This is a genomic window from Nocardia sp. NPDC047648, assembly GCF_040642815.1.
Taxonomy (GTDB): Bacteria; Actinomycetota; Actinomycetes; order Mycobacteriales; family Mycobacteriaceae; genus Nocardia; species Nocardia gamkensis.
In genome coordinates, this window is sequence record NZ_JBEYSX010000003.1 from 447,253 (window position 1) to 465,937 (window position 18,685).

The window sequence follows — 18,685 nt, forward strand, 5'->3', positions numbered from 1 at the left end:
TCAGCGCGAACGCGAGGCGTTCGGCTCGACGAGTGCGCATTCGCCGTGCGGCGCAAGCGCACTCGTTGCTAACGTGACCCCGCGTGAACACCTGTGCCGAATGCGGTTTCGTCTACGACTTGGCTTCGGCGGCCGATGTGCCGTCGCTGGCGCGGGAGCACGCAGTGGAATACGCCGATCTGCTCGGCGCCGACATCGGCAAGTTACGCCGGCGTGGCAAGCCGGACGTGTGGTCACCGCTGGAGTACGCCTGCCACGTGCGCGACGTACTGCTCGCCCAGCGCGAGCGCGTGCTGGCCGCGCGTCGTTCGGACAACCCGCCCGCTACCGCGATGGGCCGGGACGAGCGCGTCGAGCACGACGGATACGCCGAACAGAACCCCGCGGACGTTGCTCGCCAGATCCGCGACGCCGCCCTGCTGTTCGCGAACGTGCTGGAGCGACTCGGCGACGACGACTGGGAGCGGACCCTGGGCTTCCCCTATCCCGAACCCGCGGATCGTTCCCTGCGCTGGCTCGCCGTGCACACCCTGCACGAGCTGCGTCACCACCTGCTGGACATGCACCGGCAACTCGACGGCTGACCGCGCGCCGGCGGCAGATCAGGGCGCGGGCTCGGGCTCCGCGTTGCGCCGCACCCGGTCCCGGCGGCGGGCCCAGCGCCGCACCGGCTCCTCGATGAGCGCGTAACTGGCCGCGGCGACCGGAAGGGTGACGGCGATCGTGAGGGCCAGGACGTAACCGAAGTCCCCCTGGAAGGGCAGGATGCCGAAGACCGGGAACACGATCGACAGCACCGCGAGGTGCCAGATGAAGATGCCGTAGGACCAGCGGCCGAGCGTCGCGGCCACCGGCGACTCCAGCCAGCGGTGCGCGCGCGCCGCCGGGTCGCGCAGCACCAGCGGCGCGAGCAGCGCGAACCCGATGATCGCGCCGAGCCCCATCTTCACTACGTACTGCCAGGGTTCGGCCCGGTTCAGCCCGGCGGGACCGGCCAGATCGGTCGCCGCGAGCAGGAAGGCGCACACCGCGACGGTCCACATCAGCGGCTGATTCGCCCCGACTTTCCACCACCGTGATAGCCGGACGCTATGTTCGGCGAGTTCGGCGAGGATCATGCCCGCGGCGAACCAGGGCAGATAGCCGGGCAGCCAGTTGTCCGCGTGGATCGCGTCGGGCGTCGGCACCGGAATGAAGTTCCAGCTCAGGCTGAGCACAGCGAGCGCGAGCAGCACCGGAACCCGCCGCCGCGCCGCGGAGCCGCGCAGGCGCACCAGCGCGAACGCGAACACGGGCAGCATGAGATAGAAGGCGACCTCCACCGAGAGGCTCCACATTTGGGTGAGGCCGTCGGTGAGCGTCAGCGGCACGAATACCTGCAAAAGCGCCAGGTTCGACCCCCACACCCGCAAGCCCGCCGTCCCGGCGGCGCTGGGCAGCAGCACCAGAACCGCGCACACCACGACCCAGTAGGCGGGCAGGATGCGAGCGGCGCGATGTCTCAGGTAGTAGCCGACCGGCGGGGCGGTGTCCAGCCCGCGCGCTGCCGCGGCGTGCGGACGCCAGAGCAGGAACCCGGACAGGGCGAAGAACACCGCCACCGCCATATCGAACCGGCCCCACACCCGGCCGACAACCGGTGTGCCCGCGGCGCCGGTCTGGAAGGCGACGTGGGTCAGCAGCACGCCGAGCGCGGCCATTCCGCGCATGCCTTCCAAGGCAGGCACGAAGGCGCGCGGGCGCACCCGTTCGGTCGCCGGCGCGGCGGTGGGCAGGGTCGCTGTCATCGGGCTCCAGTCTGCCTTGGCGAATCCACAGTTGATAACCCGGCGTTTCAGATTTCGCGCTAGACTCGGGCGATTTCTCGGCCGTTTCGGCCTCGACGCCGCATGGTACGACATCGGACTGTTAGTGTCGGGGCTCACGAGTGCCGCGGCCTGCCCGCAGTGCTCGCCGGAGCGACCTGTGTTCTACGACGAGGAGAGTTTGCATGGCACTGAGTGCCGGTACCAGAAGGACGGTGGCCTGCCTGCTCGTGGGTCTCGGCGCGTTGCTGATCGTCGCCGCAATCATGATCCCGACCTACACCGTCGACAAGCTGGCCAAAACTCCCCTCGATCTGGAGATCACCACGATCGCCACGAACCAGCCGGGTGAGGACAGTCTGGTGCTCGACTCCAAGTCACTGACCGCTCCGGAAGGCGCGGCGAAGGTCGACACCAATGTCCCGCTGGTCTCGCAGCGCTTCCTCACCGTCGAGGACCCGGCCGACGCCGAGCAGATGACCGTGCAGGCGGGCCAGACACTGCGGCGCATCGACAAGCAGGGCGACACCGGCCTGCTCACCGCGACCGTCGATCGGGTGACCATCGACCGGGTGACCGGTGAGCCGGTCGGCACCGAGCCCAACGGCTCGATCGCGGTGACCGCGAACCTCGAGGGCCAGAGCCTCGCCGAGCCGGTGCAGCACACCGGTCTGCAGTACCGGTTCCCGATCGGCACCGAGAAGAAGACCTACCCGTACTTCGATCTCAACGTCCGCAAGACCTTCGACGCCAACTTCCTCGAAGAGACCGAGATCAACGGCACCAAGGTCTACCACTTCCAGATGTCGGTGCCCGCCACCAGCCTGTGGGACGTCGTGCAGGCGCCGACCAACCGGCTGAGCCTGCCCGCCGCCAAGTGGGGCGTGGAGGGCGGCGACGCCCCGGTGACCATGACCCGCTACTACACCAACACCCGTGACCTGTGGGTGGAGCCGAAGACCGGCACGGTCGTCAAGGGTGGCGAGGCGCTGCACCTCTACTACTCGCGCACCGCGGACAAGCCGGAGGTCACCGCGCTGAAGTCGCACATCGTGTTCGACGAGAACACGATCGAGTCGCAGCTTTCGGTGGCCAAGGAGAACATCGACAAGCTGTCGCTGTACGGCCGGGTGATGCCGATCATCCTGGGCGTCCTCGGTGTGATCGCGCTGATCGCCGGTGTGGTGCTCGGCATCCGCGGCGGCTCGGCTCCGACGCCCGCGCGGGCGGGCGGCTTCCCGGGTCAGCGTCCGAGCGGCGCGGCTCCGACCGCACCCGCACCGCGTGCCAACCGTGGCGCCGACGACGCGCCGACGGAGCAGATTCGGATCGACAAGCAGCCCTGACCGGCTGATCGCCATCGGACTTCGGCTCCCCCGCCTACCGGCTGGGGAGCCGAAGTCGTTCACGGGGTTCTCAGGGTTCGGAGCGGCCGAGCGGATAGGCGACCGGGTGCCGTGGCTGATACAGCAGCATCGTGCCCGCGCCGGGAATACACAGGTCCACGCATCGGCCGAAACCCCGCTCGGTGACCTCCCCTTCGAACCGTGCTCCACGGGCGGCCAGTTCGGCCGTCGTCCGGTCCAGGTCGTCGCACATCAGCGAGATCTCGTGGCACGGCGTGCCTTCGGTGGGATGTACGCCGAGTTCACTCGGGCCGGGAGCGAACAACAGCCAGCCGTCGTGGGCGTCGAGGTGCGGCCAGCGCAGGACGTCGCGGAAGAACGCGCGCGCCGCGTCAGGATCCTCCGCGTAGACCAGGGTGTGCACCGCGGTGATCATGGAACGATCGTAGGCGGTGGGGTCAGCCGACGGGGCGAAGCGGTCCGGGGCGCGCCGTGTGGTCTGCCGCGCGCAGGACGATGACGGCGACCACGAAGGTGGTGGTCGCGGCCACCGACACCGCCGTGATGATCAGCGCCGGAACCGAGCGGGCCAGTGACAGCATCAGGGTGACTTCGACGGCCAGCCCCAGCCAGGCGACCATCGCCAGCGAAGTGCGGTCCACGGCGATGGCCGAGAGCACCGCGCCTTGCAGCACGGCCAGCAGAGCGCCGTGCAGCGCGAACACCCACAGCAAGCCCTGGATCGGGGCGTAGTCCTCGCCGGCCAGCAGCGGAGCGAGCGGCGCGGCGAGCGCGGCGCCGAGCACCGCGACGAGGCCGATCCCGCTGAGCACCGCCAATGCCGCCCGGATCGCGCTCGCGGAGTGCGTCGGCTGGGCCATTCGCGGGTAGAGCACGACACCGACCGCCTGCGGCAGCCAGAATGCGATCTTGGTGGCGATGGTGCCGAGTGCGTAGCGGCTGGCGTCCACGTCGTCGAGCACGATCCGCACCACGATGAGATCCGCCGACGACAGCGCCATCATCGCCGCCTGCACCTGGGCGGCCCGCAGCACCGGCAGCACGCCGGGAGCTGCGGCGACCTCACCCGCCTCCACAGCGCGGACGCGCGCGGACGGCGCACCGGCGACGATCCTGGCCAGCAGCGCCGCCACCGCCACCCCGCAGGCCGCGCCCCACAGGGCGAGCGTCGCGCCGCCGCCGAGCGCGAGGATCACCAGCGCGGGCGCGACCCGGGCGATCCCGGCGGCGCCGAGCACCGTCCCCAACGCCCGAAACCGCCTGCCGCCCTGCAACATTCCCTGCTCACCGGACAACAGCACCAGCGCGGGCGCCGCACCGAGCGCAGCCGCGGTGGCGGCCACCCCCACGTTCAACGTGACGGCGACCAGCGGCACCAGCGCCGCGGCCGCCAAGGCCACGATCACCGCGCACCGCCACTGGAGCCCGCGCAGCGCAGCCGTCCCCGCGCCGCGCACGAGTTCCCGCGCCACCACGTTCTGCAACGCCAGCGCCGGAACCGCGCACAGCAGCTGCACGGCGAGCAGACTCGCGAACTCGCTGTAGCCGGTGACTCCCAGCCACCGCCCGGCCAGCAGCTGCAACAGATATCCGGCGACGTTCGCGGTCATCGCACCCGCCGTCACCCACGTCAGATCCGCCACCACAGGAAACCGACGGACAGCAGACACGTGGCCCATCGTCCCACCCGCGCAGGCCGTTGCCCGTCCCGCCCCGCCGCAGCGCGAACGGCGCTCGCCGTGGATCGGGCCGGGACGCCGTACAGGATATTGCCGTCGGGCAAGACCGACCGCGTCACGACAGCGCTGTCATGGCGTACAGGCGGGGATCGGCGTCACCGGTAGGTGAATCAACGACTGTCCGGTCGACGGTGGGGCGCCGATCACTGCACACCTCGCCTGGCCGAACAGACACGCGATCCGCCCGTCCTACCGAAGCCGGAACTGCGCACGTACTCCGTGCAGGTGCCGCCGGACAGCGCCGACCAGCATCAATCCACCGAGCCCGGACACCGAGACCCGCGGGCCCCGCTGACTCGGCGACGGAAGAGAGCGGGACGTACAGTGCTCAGGCGTGAATGGGAGCGGTCGAGACCGAGCGGTGGCTGCGGGATACAGCGCGGCCGGGGCGCTGCTGGTGACCGCACCCTTGCTGCGGCCGGGATACCTGCTCGTACGCGACGCGGTGAGCACCCCGCGTAGCTATCCGACCGACTCGGCGCTCGGCCTCGGCGACGCGGCGCCACGGGCGGTGCCGCAGGATGCGCTGCTGGCCGTGCTGTCGGCGTTCGTCGACGGCGGGCTGCTGGTCAAAGCGATTCTCGTCGTCGCGCTGTGGGCCGCGGCGTACGGGGCGGCGGCGCTCGCGCGCGAACTGCTGCGCGCGTCGCTCGGCCCGCAACTGGTGGCCGCGACGGTCGCGTTGTGGAACCCGTACGTGGCCGAGCGCCTGCTACAAGGGCATTGGAGCCTGCTGGCCGGATACGCCGCGCTGCCATGGACGGCGCTGGCCGCGTACCGCCTCCGATCCACGGCCACCGCGAAACGGCGCAGGCGGACTCTCTCGAACGCACCGGCACAGCACGCGAACGGCCTCAGCGGACGTCCCGCACCGCGGCAAGCCGAACACTTCGATAAGGCCGCGACATCGTCGGCGGCGCCGAAGACCGCCGCGGTATCCACCTGGGCCGCACTGGCCGGATCACTCGCCGCGGCCGGGCTCACCCCGACCGGTGCGTTGTTGGCGGGCGTGACCGCCTTCGCGCTGGTCCATCGGCGCCAACTCCTCGCGGCGCTCGTCCTCTGGCTCGCCGCCTCCGCGCCATGGCTCGTCGCGACCGCGCTGTCGGGTGCGGGCGCCGAGCCGTCGGATCCCGCGGGTATCGCGGCCTTCGCCGCGCGGGGCGAACCCGGTCTCGGCACGCTCGGCAGCCTGGCCGGACTCGGCGGGATCTGGAACGCCGAGGCGGTACCGGATTCGCGAACCACACCGCTGGCCGCGATCGGCACTCTGGCGCTGTTGTTGATCGTCGCGCTGGGTGTTCGCGCCGTAGCCACCGGTGGTGCCGACCCCGACAATCGCCACGTCCGCCGCATATTGCTGCTGCTCGCGGTGGTCGCGATCCTGTTTCCCGCGCTCGGTGCGACGGCGTGGGGCATGAGCGCACTGGAGTGGCTCGTCGCCCACATACCGGGTGCGGGTTTGCTGCGGGACACCCAGAAGTACGTGGCGCTGGCCATGCCCGCCTATGCCCTGTGCGCGGCGGCGGGATGCGCGGTCACCGCCCGGCGTCTGTCGTCCCGGCGGGAGTCGGCGGATCGGCCCGCGACGGCGGCGCCTGCCGTGACGTCCACGGTCGCGGTGGTCTTCGTCGCGCTTCTGGTGCTGCCGTTGTACGACCTCGCCTGGGGCGCCGGTGGGGCTGTCCGCCCGGTGCGCTATCCCGCCGGTTGGCAGCAGGTCGCCGACCGGGTCGACGGTCCCGGCGACGTCGCCGTACTGCCGGGCGGGATGTTCCGCAAGTTCCGCTACAGCGGGGCCGCACCCGTGCTGGACCCGGCGCCGCGCATGCTGCCCAACGACGTCTTGCAGACCGGTGAGCTGCCCGTACGCGGGCGCACGGTATCCGGCGAAGGCACCCGCGCCAGAGAAGTGGAAACCCTGCTGCTGCGTGGCGGCTCCCCCGCGGAGTTGGCCCGCCTCGGAGTGGGCTGGGTCCTCGTGGAGCGAACCACCCCCGGACCGCTCGGTGAATCGGCCGCGACCCTGGCCCGCGTCGAGCGGGTCTACGAGGACGCCGACCTCGCGCTGTATCGCGTGCCCGGTGTCGTCGAGCGGGGTCGATCGACGACCGCGCACCGGGCCGTCGCCGCCGCGGCCCACTTGCTCTGGGGCGCGATGCTCGTCGCAGGCCCACTCGCCGCCCTCGGCGCACACGCGCGATCGCGCAGCAGGACGCGGAACTGAGGCACACTCCCCCGCGACCGCCCGCCGGTGGTACAGACAAAATGGACGGGCGCGGGTTCGATGCGCAGCTCCCGTGACAGATCGGACGCGCAGGTGGAGCGTTGGCGAATATGCCTGCGGGACATGGCTTCCCACACGCGGCGCGTTCCGCACAAAGCGGACGGGTCGACGGAAGACCGGTCGCCGACTTCGGGCGAAGTGTCGTTCAGTCGACCGTGCGGGGTGCGAGCAACCCGCTCGTGTGCTCGCCCCGGGCGGCCGCGGCCAGCACTTCGTAGACGCCGTTCCCGGTCTGCTCCCAGGAGAATTCGCGAGCGCGAGCGCGGGCCTTCTCACCCATCACCGTGCGCGCACCGGGGTCTTCCAGCAGATCACCGACGGCATCGGCCAACTGGGCGACGTCGTCGACCAGGATTCCGGTGGCGCCGTCGACGATGGAATCGGTGAGTCCGCGCGAACTCCGGTAGCCGACCGTCGGCACGCCGTGCTGGGCGGCTTCGATCACCGCGAGCCCCCAGCCTTCTTTGCGGGACGGCAGCACATGCACCCATGCGCGGGCGAGGAGTTCGTGCTTGCGGCGCTCGTCCACGTGCCCGTGGAAGGTGACGGCGTCGGCGATGCCGAGTTCACGGGCGTTGTCCCGCAGGTTGTCCCCCCACCAGCCGTCGCCGATCACGTCCATGCGCAGGCCGGGAACGCGGTCGCGCAGCCGGGCCACGGCCGCGAGCGCGTCCTCGATCTGCTTGTGCGGCACCAGACGGGAGAGCACCACGACAGTGGGTGCGGGAGTACGGGTTTCCGCGGCGCCGGTGGGCGCGTCGACTGGAACAGGTTCAGCTCCGTTGCGGACCACCGCGATTCGCGTGCGGTCCACACCGAGCGTGGCCAATTCCTCCGCCGACGGGAGCGAAACGGTCAGATATTGGTTGTGCCGGTGCACGCGCGGAGACAGCCGCGATTCGATCCACCAGCCGATGCGGCCGACCAGCCGGCCCGCCACCGGCCACTGTTCACGGTGGCCGTGATGCACGAGCACCACCGACGGCGCGGCGGTGACGGCGGTGGCGAAGAACGGGATGCCGTTCTGGGTGTCGATCACCGCGTCCGGCCGCAGGCCGCGCAACGGGCCCAGACCGATCCTGCCGAGCAGCAGTGCGGCCAGCGCTCGCGGATACACCGTGTACCGGCCGCCCGCGCGGCTGATATCGATGCCGTCGAGACGCTCCCGCCGCGGCGCCCCTGGGTAGCGGGCGGTGCGCAGGGTGACCTTGACCCCGCGCGCCGCGAGCTGCGCGCCGACCTGCTCGAGGTACCGCTCGCTGCCGCCGCCCTGCGGGTGCCCGGTGTCACGCCAGCAGAGCAGGAGGACTTCGCGCACGGTGGAGCTTCTCTCGGTCGGTAGGTGGTGGGAACGTCGGATGTCGCGCTACACCCTAACCCGAGCACCCGCCCGAGATGCCCAGCATCGGGGTTGTGCGAGACTCGGCGCCGTGCTCAAAGCCGAAACGACGCCGACGCGCAGCGACTCGCCCCGGTTCGCCCGCCGGGCGACCCTGCGCCGGTCGCTGCGGCTGCTCGGCAGTTTCCGGTTCGAGCAGACCGATCCGGCGCTGTTCTACGGAGGTCTGGCCGCCGACACCTCGGCGATGATCGCCGACTTCTACACCGACCTCACCGGCCGGTCACTGGACGGTGCGACGATCCTGGACGTGGGTGGGGGGCCGGGCTACTTCGCCGACGAGTTCGCCCGCACGGGGGCGAGCTACATCCCGGTGGAGCCCGACCCGACGGAGATGCACGCCGCGGGGCTCTCGGTGGCGGGCGCGGTCCGCGGATCCGGGATGGCACTGCCGTTCCGTGACGACGCCGTCGACATCTGCTTCTCGTCGAACGTCGCCGAGCACGTCTCGAAGCCGTGGGTGATGGCCGACGAGATGGTGCGGGTGACCAGGCCCGGCGGGTTGATCGTGCTCTCCTACACGGTGTGGCACGGCCCGTTCGGTGGGCACGAGACCGGACCCTGGCACTACCTCGGTGGTGAGTACGCCGCGCGCCGGTACCGGCGCAAGCACGGGCGCGAACCCAAGAACAGGTTCGGCACCTCGCTGTTCGCGGTGCGGGCGGCGGACGGATTGCGCTGGGCGGCAGGCACTCCGGCGGAGGTGCACACCGTCTTCCCGCGTTACCACCCCCGCTGGGCGTGGTGGTTGGTCCGGGTGCCGATGGTGCGTGAGCTACTTGTGAGCAATCTGGTCGTGGTGGCAACCAAAAGTTAGCCGAGCTAAGCCTCCAGCCACCCGCGGCGCCAGTGCCGCTTACCGCAGGGCGCGTGCACGGGCTCGCTCCACGGCGATTCCCGCATGGCCAGTCCGACGGTCTCGAGCGTGGTGAGGCCGACCAGATCGGCCAGCATCCCTACGGCGGCGACCGCCTCCGCGGCCTGCATAGCCGCGGTCGCCTGCTCGATCGTCAAGGTACGGCCGGGTAGGAAGGAGACCACCCACCCGCCGTGGCCGACACATTTAGCCTGATGCTCGGTTTGATCGCTGGTCATCAGCGACCGGCCGATCACTTGCACCGCCATGACTCGGACTCCCCAGTTTGCGGTAACGGTTCGGTAATGGAGCGAGCTGATATGTCGATACAGCATCCCCCGTCCAGCAACAGAACGCAATAGTGCGTTCTGCGAAAAGCGAACCGAGAGGTCGGGATTCACACTGGCCAGAGCGCTGCCGTGGCGCAAAACTGGAACAGGTTACAGACAATGGCAGAGCAAAACTGTAACGTGTTCTCATGCATTACGACAGCTTGTTCATCGGCGGCCGCTGGACCGCGCCAGCCACCGCCGAGCGCATCCAGGTCATCTCGCCGGCCACGGTCGAGCCGGTGGGCAGCGTCCCGGCGGTGAGCCGGGCCGACGTCGACGCCGCGGTCACCGCCGCCAGGCACGCTTTCGACCACGGCCCCTGGCCCGCGACACCGCCGAAGGAGCGCGCCGAGGTGCTCACCCGCGCGGCCCGGCTGATCGAGCAGCGCTCAGCGGACCTGCTCGCCGCGCTGACCGCCGAGGTCGGCGTGCCGCAGATGATGGGGATGACGCTGAATCAGATCCCCGCGGTCGCCGCGCTGGACGCCTACGCCGCCCTGGCCGAGTCCTTCCCTTGGCGGGAGACCCGGGTCGGCGGGTTCGGCACCACGCGGGTCACCCGCGAGCCGCGCGGTGTCGTCGCGGCGGTCACCGCGTGGAACGTTCCGCTGTTCCTCGCGGTCAACAAGCTCGCACCGGCCCTGCTGGCCGGTTGCACCGTGGTGCTGAAGCCCGCGCCGTTGACGCCGATCACGGCCAACATGGTCGCCGACATCTTCACCGAGGCCGGGTTGCCCGAAGGCGTGCTGTCGGTGCTGCCCGCCGAGCCCGACGCGGCCGAGTACCTCGTCTCACATCCCGGCGTGGACAAGGTGACCTTCACCGGAAGCACCGCCGTCGGCCGGAAGATCGGGGCCATCGCCACCGGTCAACTCAAGAGCGTCTCGCTCGAACTCGGCGGCAAGTCGGCGGCGATCCTGTTGCCCGATATGGACCTCGCGGCCAATATCCCGGTGCTCGCGTTCTCCGGCCTGATGAACAGCGGTCAGGGCTGTGTCGCGCAGACCCGCATCCTGGCCCCGCGCAGCCGGTACGACGAGATCCTCGACGCGCTGGTCGACCATGTGAAGACGATGAAGGTGGGCGACCCGAACGACCCGAGCGTGCTGCTGGGCCCGCTGATCTCCGAGCGCCAGCGCGACCGGGTCGAGGGCTACATCGCCGAGGGCAAGACCGAGGGCGCGCGACTCGTGCTCGGCGGCGGCCGCCCGGAGGGGTTGGACCGGGGCTGGTTCGTCGAGCCGACGATCTTCGCCGACGTGGACAACAAGTCGACCATCGCCCAGGAGGAGATCTTCGGGCCGGTGCTGTCGGTCATCCCGTACGAGACCGAGGACGAGGCCGTCGCCATCGCCAACGACTCGGTCTACGGCCTCGCGGGGTCGGTGTGGACGACCGACATCGAGCACGGAGCCGAGATCGCGGCGCGGGTGCGCACCGGCACCTACGCGATCAACTGGTACGCCTTCGACCCGACTTCACCGTTCGGCGGCTACAAGTCCTCCGGGCTCGGACGCGAGAACGGCCCGGAGGGTCTGGATGCGTTCTGCGAGCAGAAATCGCTGCTCATGCCACTCGGCTGGACCGGGTAGTCAGTCGGGCGGCATGACCACCCGCAGCAGCGGCGCGCGGTTGCCGTAACGCCCGGGTGGCGCGTCGACGACTTCGACGCGCCACCCGGGCGGCAGCACCGCCAGCAGCCGCCCCGCGGCCCGGCGCAGCGGAGTGCTCGCGGTCGCCGACTCGAATTCGGCAACCATGGGGGCAAGGGACGTCGCCGTCTCCAGATCGGCCATGCTCCAACCACCTCTCGCGTCGATCTCGCCGTACGCCGCGGGCATCGCGGGTCCGATGTCGGTAGGGAAGTAGTTCAGTCGATCAGTTAACCGTTGGTAATCCGACTGTGTGATGGGGAAGGTAGAACACGCCAAGCATAAATCACGAGTACACGAAATCTCTCAACAAGATCATTACCCCGATCCACCTACTGCTAAACCCGTTCAGCCGTGGAAAATTCGCGAATTCCCGCTCACCACCGGCACTCTTTGTTCGACACCTCGGGCCACCCCTCGGTCAGCGCCATCGAAAGGCCTGCTCCACAACGACATTCGACCTGGTGGGCAACTGTCCAGCCGCGTTCATCGGCCCAGCGATCGGCGGTACGCAGCGGGTGTGGCGCCCGTCGCCGCTCGCAGATGCACACGCAGTGCGGTGACGCTGCCGAAACCGGACTTGGCCGCGACGACTTCCACTGGCAAACGCGTAGTTTCCAGAAGTTCGCGGGCACGCGCGGTGCGCTGGGCGTCCAGCCACCGTCGCGGCGTGGTCCCCACTTCCGCCTTGAAGCGACGGATGAAGGTACGTTCACTCATCAACGCGTGCCCGGCCAGCGCCGAGACATCAACCGCCGCAGCCGGTTCGGCGACCGCCCAGGCCAGGGTGGCGGCGAGACCGCCATCGCGGCCGCCCGCGCCCGGCCGATCCGGAACGTACTGCGCCTGCCCGCCCTCTCGATGCGGGGCGGTCACATTCCACCTGGCCAGCTCCGCCGCCGCATGCGCGCCCAGCTCGCGGCGGACGAGGTGCAGGCACAGGTCGAAACCCGCCGACAGCCCGGCGGAGGTCAGCACGTCACCGTCGTCCACATACAGCGCCGTCGGGTCCAGTTTCACCGCCGGATACAGCTCGGCGAACTCTCCGCAGTAGGCCCAGTGCGTGGTCGCCGGTCGGCCGTCCAATAATCCGGCCTCGGCGAGGACGAACGCCCCCACGCAAACGCTCACCATCGTCGCGCCCCGCGCCGCCGCGCTCCGCAAGGCGATCAGCGCCTCCGGCGGCGTCGGAAGCGTCGGAATCCCGATCCCCGGCACGACGACGATGTCCGCCCCCTCCAGCGCCTCCAGCCCGTGCTCCACCCGCAGCTCGAAGCCGTTGGGCGTCCACACCGGCCCAGGCCGCACCCCGCAGGTGCGCATCTCGAACCCGGACGGCTCGCCGGTCTTCCCCGGACCGTGCCGGAACGCTTGAACGGCGCAGGCCAGATCGAACGCCATCACGCCGTCCAGCGCAAGGGCCACCACTCGCTTCATCACTTTCAGTTTGGCACGAATCCGAGTATCACTGTCATTTCCGCCACTCGTCGCGGATCTCGTCGCACACTTGACTCGAGTGCACACCGAGTACCGAGGAGAAGGAGGGCGAAGTGGCCGGACCGACGGGCCTCGACTGGGCATGGGCCACCCGCACCGGGGGCGCTTTGTCGAAGGAGCAACGCCGCGGGTTGGCCGTTGCGACCGCCCGCACGCTGCCCGCCATGGTGCCCAACCGGGTCCGGCTCGCGCTGGGGCGGCGGGGACGCGGGAAACTGGAGTTCGCCGGACTGCGGCTGCCGGATTCGAAGCTCGCCGTCGCGGCGGAGACCGAGGCGCGGGAAGCGCTTTCTCCGCACGTACTGAACCATTCGCTGCGGACCTACTACTTCGGACGGGTCCTGGCCGACCTCGACGGCGCCGCCTATGACGACGAACTCGTCTACGTCTCCTGCCTGCTGCACGATCTGAAGCTCGAAAACCCCACGCCCGGAAGGTGTTTCGCGGTAGCAGGCGGAGAGCGGGCCGCCGCCGTCGCACTCGGCGCGGGCGCCACGCCCGAACGGGCCGACGCGATCGGCGCGGCCATCGCCACCCACATCACACCCGGCGTTGCCGACGATCTCGGCGACCCCGGCGGTTTCGTCTCCGCGGGAGCCTCGGTGGACGTGCTCGGCACACGGCTGGCCGAGCTGGACCGGGTCTGGGTCGCCGAACTGCTGCGACGTCATCCGCGGCTGGAGTTCAAGCGGCACGTCGTCGCGGCGTTCCGAGCGGAGGCGAAGGCGATGCCGACCGGCCGGATCCGCTGGCTCAACCGCGCCGGCTTCCTGGCCATGATCCGGGCGTCGCCGTTCCCCGAATAGCGCCGCTGCTCGCAACGATCCGGCGTCCGGGCGGCAAAACGTTTGTCGCGCAGAACAAATCGCCCGCACCATCCGACAGATGGTGCGGGCGAGGTGCTACTTTGGGTGGAGTGTCAGCCCAGACGCTCCTTGAGCGCCTCGAACTCGTCGCGCACGCCGGAAGGCAGCTTGTCACCGACGAACTCGAACCACTCTTCGATCAGCGGGATCTCCTTGCGCCACTCCTCGGCGTTCACCGCGAGCGCCTCGTCGACGTCCTTGGGGTCGACGTCCAGCCCGTCCAGGTCGAGCTGCGTGGCGGTCGGCACGTTACCGATCGCGGTCGCCTCGGCCTCGGCGGAACCTTCGATGCGGCCGACGATCCACTCCAGCACGCGGGAGTTCTCGCCGAAGCCGGGCCACAGGAAGCGGCCGTCGTCGCCGCGACGGAACCAGTTGACGTAGAAGATCTTCGGCAGCTTGGCGGCGTCGGCGTTCTTGCCGAGGTTGATCCAGTGGCCCAGGTAGTCGCCGACGTGGTAGCCCAGGAACGGCAGCATGGCCATCGGGTCGCGGCGGACGGTGCCCACCTTGCCTTCGGCGGCCGCGGTCTGCTCGGAGGACAGCGTCGCGCCCATGAACACACCGTGCTGCCAGTCGAAGGACTCGGTGACCAGCGGAACGGTGGTCTTGCGGCGGCCACCGAACAGGATCGCGGAAATCGGCACGCCCTGGGGGTCGTCCCACTCGGGCGCCAGGATCGGGCACTGCGCCATCGGCGTGCAGTAGCGCGAGTTCGGGTGGGCAGCCAGCGTCTCGGTCTCCCGCAGGTACCAGTCGTTGCCCTTCCAGTCGATCAGGTGATCGGGCTCGCCTTCCAGGCCCTCCCACCACACGTCGCCGTTGTCGGTCTGCGCGACGTTGGTGTAGACCGTGTTGCCCGCCTCCATGGTGGCCATGGCGTTCGGGTTCGAGCTGCGGTTGGTGCCCGGCGCGACGCCGAAGAAGCCGTACTCGGGGTTCACGGCGTAGAGGCGGCCGTCCTTGCCGAAGCGCATCCAGGCGATGTCGTCGCCCAGGGTCTCCGCGCGCCAGCCCGGCACGGTCGGCTGGATCATCGCGAGGTTGGTCTTGCCGCACGCGCTCGGGAACGCGGCGGCGATGTAGTACGCCTTGTTCTCCGGGGAGATCAGCTTGAGGATCAGCATGTGCTCGGCCAGCCAGCCCTCGTCGTGGGCCATCGCCGAGGCGATCCGCAGCGAGTAGCACTTCTTGCCGAGCAGCGCGTTGCCGCCGTAGCCGGAGCCGTAGCTCCAGATCTCCCGGTCCTCGGGGAAGTGGGTGATGTACTTGGTGTCGTTGCACGGCCACGGCACGTCGGCCTGGCCATCGGCCAGCGGCGCGCCCACGGAGTGCAGCGCCTTCACGAACGGACGGTCGGCGCCCAGCTTCTCCAGGGCGGCGGCGCCCATGCGGGTCATCACGCGCATCGACACCACGACGTACTCGGAGTCGGTGATCTCGACGCCGAGCTTCGGGTCATCCGCGCCCAGCGGACCCATGCAGAACGGCACCACGTACATGGTGCGGCCCTTCATCGAGCCGCGGTACAGCTCGGTCATCGTGGCGCGCATCTCGGCGGGGTCGACCCAGTTGTTGGTGGGGCCCGCGTCTGCTTCGGACTTCGAACAGATGAACGTGCGGGACTCCACCCGGGCCACGTCGGAGGGATCGGAGAGGGCGAGGAAGGAGTTCGGCTTCTTCTTCTCGTCCAGCCGCTTGAACGTCCCCGCTGCCACGAGCTGCTCGGTCAGCCGCTCCCATTCTTCGTCGGAGCCGTCCGCCCAGACCACACGATCCGGCTGGGTGAGTTCGGCGACTTCTTGTACCCAGGCGAGTAGTTCGCTGTGCTCGGTCGGCGCCTTGCCGTCGGATCCACGAAGACCAGGAATGGTCGCTGACGTCATGAAAACTCTCCTGAGATGGGCGGCTACTCGCTGCTTCGCCGCCTGGCCCTAGGCCCATGACCAGCGCGAATGCACCGAGCGCCACCGTTGGCGGGAAGGCGCCCGCTCCGACCGGTCGAACGCGCACCCAGGAGGGCGGCAGATCAGGACTTAGCGGACGCCCAAGTTCCTGAATAGAGGTTAACGCGATGTGACGGCCGGTACGGTATCGGGTTCCTCACTGTGTACCCAATCGGTCGTTCGTTTCAACAGGCGAGATCCATCGATCGAGGATCCCGACATCGCGCTCGCATGCGGCGAGCTGTCCCGGCTGTTCGGCCGCCATCCGGCGCAAGTCGGTCTCCAACCGGGCCACCCGGCGATCCGTCTCGATCATTCGCGCGGTGCTTGCTCGGACCACGTGATCTGCCAAAACGGCTTCCGCTTCCACGAGCGCGGTCGCCACCCGCTGCTCGAGCTGGGCTTTTACGTTGACCAACGCGTCGGCGATCCATTGCCGGATGTGCGCTCGATCGGCCAGCTGCCTGCGGGCACGGACCACCCATGCCGCAGCGCCGCCGCCGAGCAGCAGCGTGACCGGCACACTCGCCACGTCCAGGGCCGGTACCAGCGAGAACGGAGCAACCAGCAAGCGACCCAGGCCGACACCGGCCGACGCGCCGAGCGCGACCATAAGGTGATCTTCGACACCTTTATGGCGGGGCTCGGGATCCGGGCCGACCCGAGGGGCCGGGTCGCGCCTGCGCGTCGGCGCGTCGTTCGTGTGCTCGATCCGGGCGCTCAGTTCGGCCAGTCGCAGGTCGATGACGTGGTCGAGCGCGCCGGTCATCTCGGTGACGGCTTGCTGCAACCGCGCGGGGTAATCGGCGAGTTCCGCGGGACGCAGCCGATCCAGTTCGGCGCGCACCGCGGTGTGCAGCGCCCGACTGCTCGCACCGATCTCGGTCATCAGATCCACCCGGGCCAGGTGCAGCTGCCCGCGCAAGGTCGACATGGCGGTGGCGCGTCCACCGTCACGTCCGGCCAGGAGGATGGCACGTTCCTCGCGCAGCCGCGCCGGTTCGGCGCCGGAGCGCAACGCCGCCACCTGCTCGGCCACCCGCTGACGGGTGTCGGCCAAGACCCGCGCGGTGACCGCGCCGCGCCGGTCACCCCCGGCGGCGGCCGCGGCGGTGAGTCGCGCGTGCAGCGCGCCCAGACCGGAGCGATCGAGCAGTCCGGTGTCGCCCGCGGTGCGCGCGGCGGCCGCGAGCCGGGCGGAGACCGGCACGATATCCAGCTCGGCGGAGTTCTGCGCGGCGAGCAATTCCAGGTTCCGCTCCCGCACCGCGCGCCAGTCCTGATAGGCGTGGATGCCGTTCATGGCGAGCAGCAGACGGGTGCCGTCCGCGCGCAGCCGGGCAATCGCCTCCAGCACGTCCGCGCCGATGATGGTGCCCGCGTCGAGCAGGATCAACGCCACCGCGGGAGGGACCGCCCCGGCGGGTGCGGCGGTCTCCGCGCCCGCGTCGGCGCGTGGCTCCGACAGCGTGACACGCGGTTCGAACCGCGCGAGTTCGGTCCGCAACAACGTCGTGTTGACGTCGTCCGGACCGATCACCGTGACGACCCCGGCGGCACCGAGCCCGTCCATCGCGCGCAGCAGCGCCATACCCTGCGGATTCCAACGCTCCACCACGGCCGCCAGCTCGGGCGTGAGCGCGCGGTCGGGGTGCTCGGCGTCGCCGTCGGCGGGCAGGTCGACGCCGCCCCGGCCTGTCGTGCCCGGGCGGTCGAGCGGGTCTCGATCGGCCCCCGCCTGAGACGCCGGATCCGCCTCGGACGTCGTATCCACCGGCTCCGGGGGATCAGAGACCGGCACTGCTCATCCGTTCCCATAGTCGGACGTAGCCGTTGTGCACGCGCAACGCGGCGCGGCGGGCGGGCGGGGGCATATCGCTGGTGACGACGGCGCGCCAGCGGCTCGCGCGGGCCAGCGCGTCGTCGGCGTCGGAGGGCGCGGGCGCCGCGTATCCCGCGGCCAAGTGGGCCACGTCGGGCCCGGCCAGGCCGGCGCAGAGCCCGAGCCAGAGGGCGTCGTCGCTGTAGAGATAGGACTCCAGCAGGTCGCGCGCGCGACCGCCCTCCTCCGGGACCGCGCGCGCGGCGAGGCGGGCCAGCTCGTCGAGCAGTTCGCCGCCGCGCAGCGCGGACACCTGCTCGTAGCGGCGGTGCAGCAATTGATGCAGCGCGTCGATGCCGCTGGCCGCGTGCAGGATCTGCGACAGCTGCTGCGGAGCGAGGTCCGGATCGTGGCGCAGGGCGGCGCACGCGCAGGCCACGCCGTACAGGTCCCAGCGCCGCAGCAGCTGTTCGCGCTCGGCGGCGTCCGGCCCGGGTGCGACGAACAGGTCCGGCGCGAGGATCAGGGCGGGGTCGGCTTCGGTGGCGAGCTTGCGCAGCAGGTCGACATCGGCCTCGGTCAGCGCACCCGCCCGGGTGCGGGTCGCCAGGGAAGCGACCACCGGAACCACCGGGATCCGCAGTTCCCTGCCGTACTGCTCGGCCGCGGCCACCGCATCGCTCCAGCGGGAGCCGATCGCGTCGGCCTTGTTCAACACCGCGATCGTGCGCTGCGGCGGCAGTGTGGCCAGCACCCTGCGATCCGCGGGCGACGGCGCGGCCGACAACACGTAGACGACGATGTCGGCGTCGAGTTCCGGATCGGGCGCCCCGGGCCGGTCCACCGGATCGGTCTCCACCGCCGACATCAGCGCGAGCGCGTGCAGCACGGTGGTCCGCCCCGCGTGCGCGCGTCCGGCCACCTGGATCCGCGGCGGTTTGCGCCAAGCGCTGACGGCGGCCGCCGCGGCGTATCCGATCTGCGGATCGCGCCCCGTGCCGAAGCGCAGCTCGGCGAGCAGTTTGTCGAGCTGATCGTGAGCGGACGTGGGAACGCCGCGCTCCCGCAGCGGCCCATCGGAATCAGTGGCTGTCGACATGCCGCACACCCCCTTTAC

The 18,685-nt window shown here is 70.3% G+C and carries 16 protein-coding genes; 6 read left to right on the plus strand and 10 right to left on the minus strand.

The genetic code is table 11. The features are described 5' to 3' along the window. Positions 1-146: 146 nt before the first annotated feature. Positions 147-584 (plus strand): DinB family protein, encoded by a 438-nt coding sequence (locus tag ABZ803_RS10725; protein WP_210750374.1) that lies wholly within the window; start codon positions 147-149, stop codon positions 582-584. Positions 585-602: 18 nt separating this feature from the next. Here ABZ803_RS10725 and ABZ803_RS10730 read toward each other — a convergent pair whose 3' ends face one another. Further along, positions 603-1,787: an acyltransferase gene (locus ABZ803_RS10730; protein ID WP_357035154.1), complete on the minus strand. Its 1,185-nt coding sequence runs from the start codon at positions 1,785-1,787 to the stop codon at positions 603-605. Between the two features lie 203 nt (positions 1,788-1,990). On the opposite strand from ABZ803_RS10730, the gene ABZ803_RS10735 reads away from it, so the two are divergent. After that, the gene (locus ABZ803_RS10735) at positions 1,991-3,151 is read left to right on the plus strand and encodes a DUF3068 domain-containing protein (protein ID WP_357035157.1); all 1,161 of its coding nucleotides are present in this window, start codon (positions 1,991-1,993) and stop codon (positions 3,149-3,151) included. Positions 3,152-3,221: 70 nt separating this feature from the next. Here ABZ803_RS10735 and ABZ803_RS10740 read toward each other — a convergent pair whose 3' ends face one another. Together ABZ803_RS10740 and ABZ803_RS10745 are read right to left on the minus strand one after the other, a co-directional pair. After that, positions 3,222-3,587, minus strand: coding sequence for a VOC family protein (locus ABZ803_RS10740; protein WP_357035160.1), 366 nt, complete (start codon positions 3,585-3,587; stop codon positions 3,222-3,224). A gap of 22 nt (positions 3,588-3,609) precedes the next feature. After that, positions 3,610-4,782 (minus strand): polysaccharide biosynthesis protein, encoded by a 1,173-nt coding sequence (locus ABZ803_RS10745; protein ID WP_357035440.1) that lies wholly within the window; start codon positions 4,780-4,782, stop codon positions 3,610-3,612. Between the two features lie 463 nt (positions 4,783-5,245). Here ABZ803_RS10745 and ABZ803_RS10750 point away from each other — a divergent pair, with 463 nt between their 5' ends. Beyond that, complete coding sequence (locus tag ABZ803_RS10750) at positions 5,246-7,138, plus strand: hypothetical protein (protein WP_357035163.1); 1,893 nt, start codon at positions 5,246-5,248, stop codon at positions 7,136-7,138. 205 nt (positions 7,139-7,343) lie between these two features. On the opposite strand, the gene ABZ803_RS10755 is transcribed toward ABZ803_RS10750, so the two are convergent. Next, on the minus strand, positions 7,344-8,516 hold the full coding sequence (locus tag ABZ803_RS10755) for a glycosyltransferase family 4 protein (protein WP_357035166.1): 1,173 nt from the start codon (positions 8,514-8,516) through the stop codon (positions 7,344-7,346). A gap of 112 nt (positions 8,517-8,628) precedes the next feature. On the opposite strand from ABZ803_RS10755, the gene ABZ803_RS10760 reads away from it, so the two are divergent. Beyond that, complete coding sequence (locus ABZ803_RS10760; protein WP_063052003.1) at positions 8,629-9,414, plus strand: class I SAM-dependent methyltransferase; 786 nt, start codon at positions 8,629-8,631, stop codon at positions 9,412-9,414. Between the two features lie 5 nt (positions 9,415-9,419). On the opposite strand, the gene ABZ803_RS10765 is transcribed toward ABZ803_RS10760, so the two are convergent. Next, positions 9,420-9,722 (minus strand): hypothetical protein, encoded by a 303-nt coding sequence (locus ABZ803_RS10765; protein WP_040871049.1) that lies wholly within the window; start codon positions 9,720-9,722, stop codon positions 9,420-9,422. A gap of 209 nt (positions 9,723-9,931) precedes the next feature. Between ABZ803_RS10765 and ABZ803_RS10770 the strand changes: the two genes are divergently transcribed. Then, positions 9,932-11,377: an aldehyde dehydrogenase gene (locus tag ABZ803_RS10770; protein ID WP_357035169.1), complete on the plus strand. Its 1,446-nt coding sequence runs from the start codon at positions 9,932-9,934 to the stop codon at positions 11,375-11,377. Here the strand turns inward: ABZ803_RS10770 and ABZ803_RS10775 are convergent, their stop codons facing one another. Both ABZ803_RS10775 and ABZ803_RS10780 read right to left on the minus strand, forming a co-directional pair. After that, the gene (locus ABZ803_RS10775; protein WP_357035172.1) at positions 11,378-11,581 is read right to left on the minus strand and encodes a hypothetical protein; all 204 of its coding nucleotides are present in this window, start codon (positions 11,579-11,581) and stop codon (positions 11,378-11,380) included. A 342-nt stretch (positions 11,582-11,923) separates the two neighbouring features. Beyond that, a complete protein-coding gene (locus ABZ803_RS10780; RefSeq protein WP_357035175.1) occupies positions 11,924-12,874 on the minus strand; it encodes a helix-turn-helix domain-containing protein in 951 nt (316 codons plus the stop codon). 113 nt (positions 12,875-12,987) lie between these two features. On the opposite strand from ABZ803_RS10780, the gene ABZ803_RS10785 reads away from it, so the two are divergent. Continuing rightward, positions 12,988-13,740: a phosphohydrolase gene (locus ABZ803_RS10785; protein WP_357035178.1), complete on the plus strand. Its 753-nt coding sequence runs from the start codon at positions 12,988-12,990 to the stop codon at positions 13,738-13,740. Between the two features lie 113 nt (positions 13,741-13,853). Here the strand turns inward: ABZ803_RS10785 and ABZ803_RS10790 are convergent, their stop codons facing one another. The 3 genes from ABZ803_RS10790 to ABZ803_RS10800 form a co-directional block, all read right to left on the minus strand. Then, complete coding sequence (locus ABZ803_RS10790; RefSeq protein ID WP_040871056.1) at positions 13,854-15,686, minus strand: phosphoenolpyruvate carboxykinase (GTP); 1,833 nt, start codon at positions 15,684-15,686, stop codon at positions 13,854-13,856. Positions 15,687-15,903: 217 nt separating this feature from the next. Continuing rightward, complete coding sequence (locus ABZ803_RS10795; RefSeq protein ID WP_357035181.1) at positions 15,904-17,547, minus strand: hypothetical protein; 1,644 nt, start codon at positions 17,545-17,547, stop codon at positions 15,904-15,906. Continuing rightward, positions 17,534-18,667, minus strand: a complete 1,134-nt coding sequence (locus ABZ803_RS10800) for a hypothetical protein (protein WP_357035184.1) — start codon at positions 18,665-18,667, stop codon at positions 17,534-17,536. Before ABZ803_RS10800 ends, ABZ803_RS10795 begins: the two co-directional genes overlap by 14 nt. Positions 18,668-18,685: the final 18 nt, after the last annotated feature.

Excerpts from the sequence above, each read along its gene's own strand:
- ABZ803_RS10730 (WP_357035154.1), bottom strand. The coding sequence starts at position 1,787 with ATGACAGCGACCCTGCCCACCGCCGCGCCGGCGACCGAACGGGTGCGC.
- ABZ803_RS10735 (WP_357035157.1), top strand. The coding sequence starts at position 1,991 with ATGGCACTGAGTGCCGGTACCAGAAGGACGGTGGCCTGCCTGCTCGTG.
- ABZ803_RS10740 (WP_357035160.1), bottom strand. The coding sequence starts at position 3,587 with ATGATCACCGCGGTGCACACCCTGGTCTACGCGGAGGATCCTGACGCG.
- ABZ803_RS10745 (WP_357035440.1), bottom strand. The coding sequence starts at position 4,782 with ATGACCGCGAACGTCGCCGGATATCTGTTGCAGCTGCTGGCCGGGCGG.
- ABZ803_RS10765 (WP_040871049.1), bottom strand. The coding sequence starts at position 9,722 with ATGGCGGTGCAAGTGATCGGCCGGTCGCTGATGACCAGCGATCAAACC.
- ABZ803_RS10770 (WP_357035169.1), top strand. The coding sequence starts at position 9,932 with ATGCATTACGACAGCTTGTTCATCGGCGGCCGCTGGACCGCGCCAGCC.
- ABZ803_RS10775 (WP_357035172.1), bottom strand. The coding sequence starts at position 11,581 with ATGGCCGATCTGGAGACGGCGACGTCCCTTGCCCCCATGGTTGCCGAA.
- ABZ803_RS10780 (WP_357035175.1), bottom strand. The coding sequence starts at position 12,874 with ATGAAGCGAGTGGTGGCCCTTGCGCTGGACGGCGTGATGGCGTTCGAT.
- ABZ803_RS10790 (WP_040871056.1), bottom strand. The coding sequence starts at position 15,686 with ATGACGTCAGCGACCATTCCTGGTCTTCGTGGATCCGACGGCAAGGCG.
- ABZ803_RS10800 (WP_357035184.1), bottom strand. The coding sequence starts at position 18,667 with ATGTCGACAGCCACTGATTCCGATGGGCCGCTGCGGGAGCGCGGCGTT.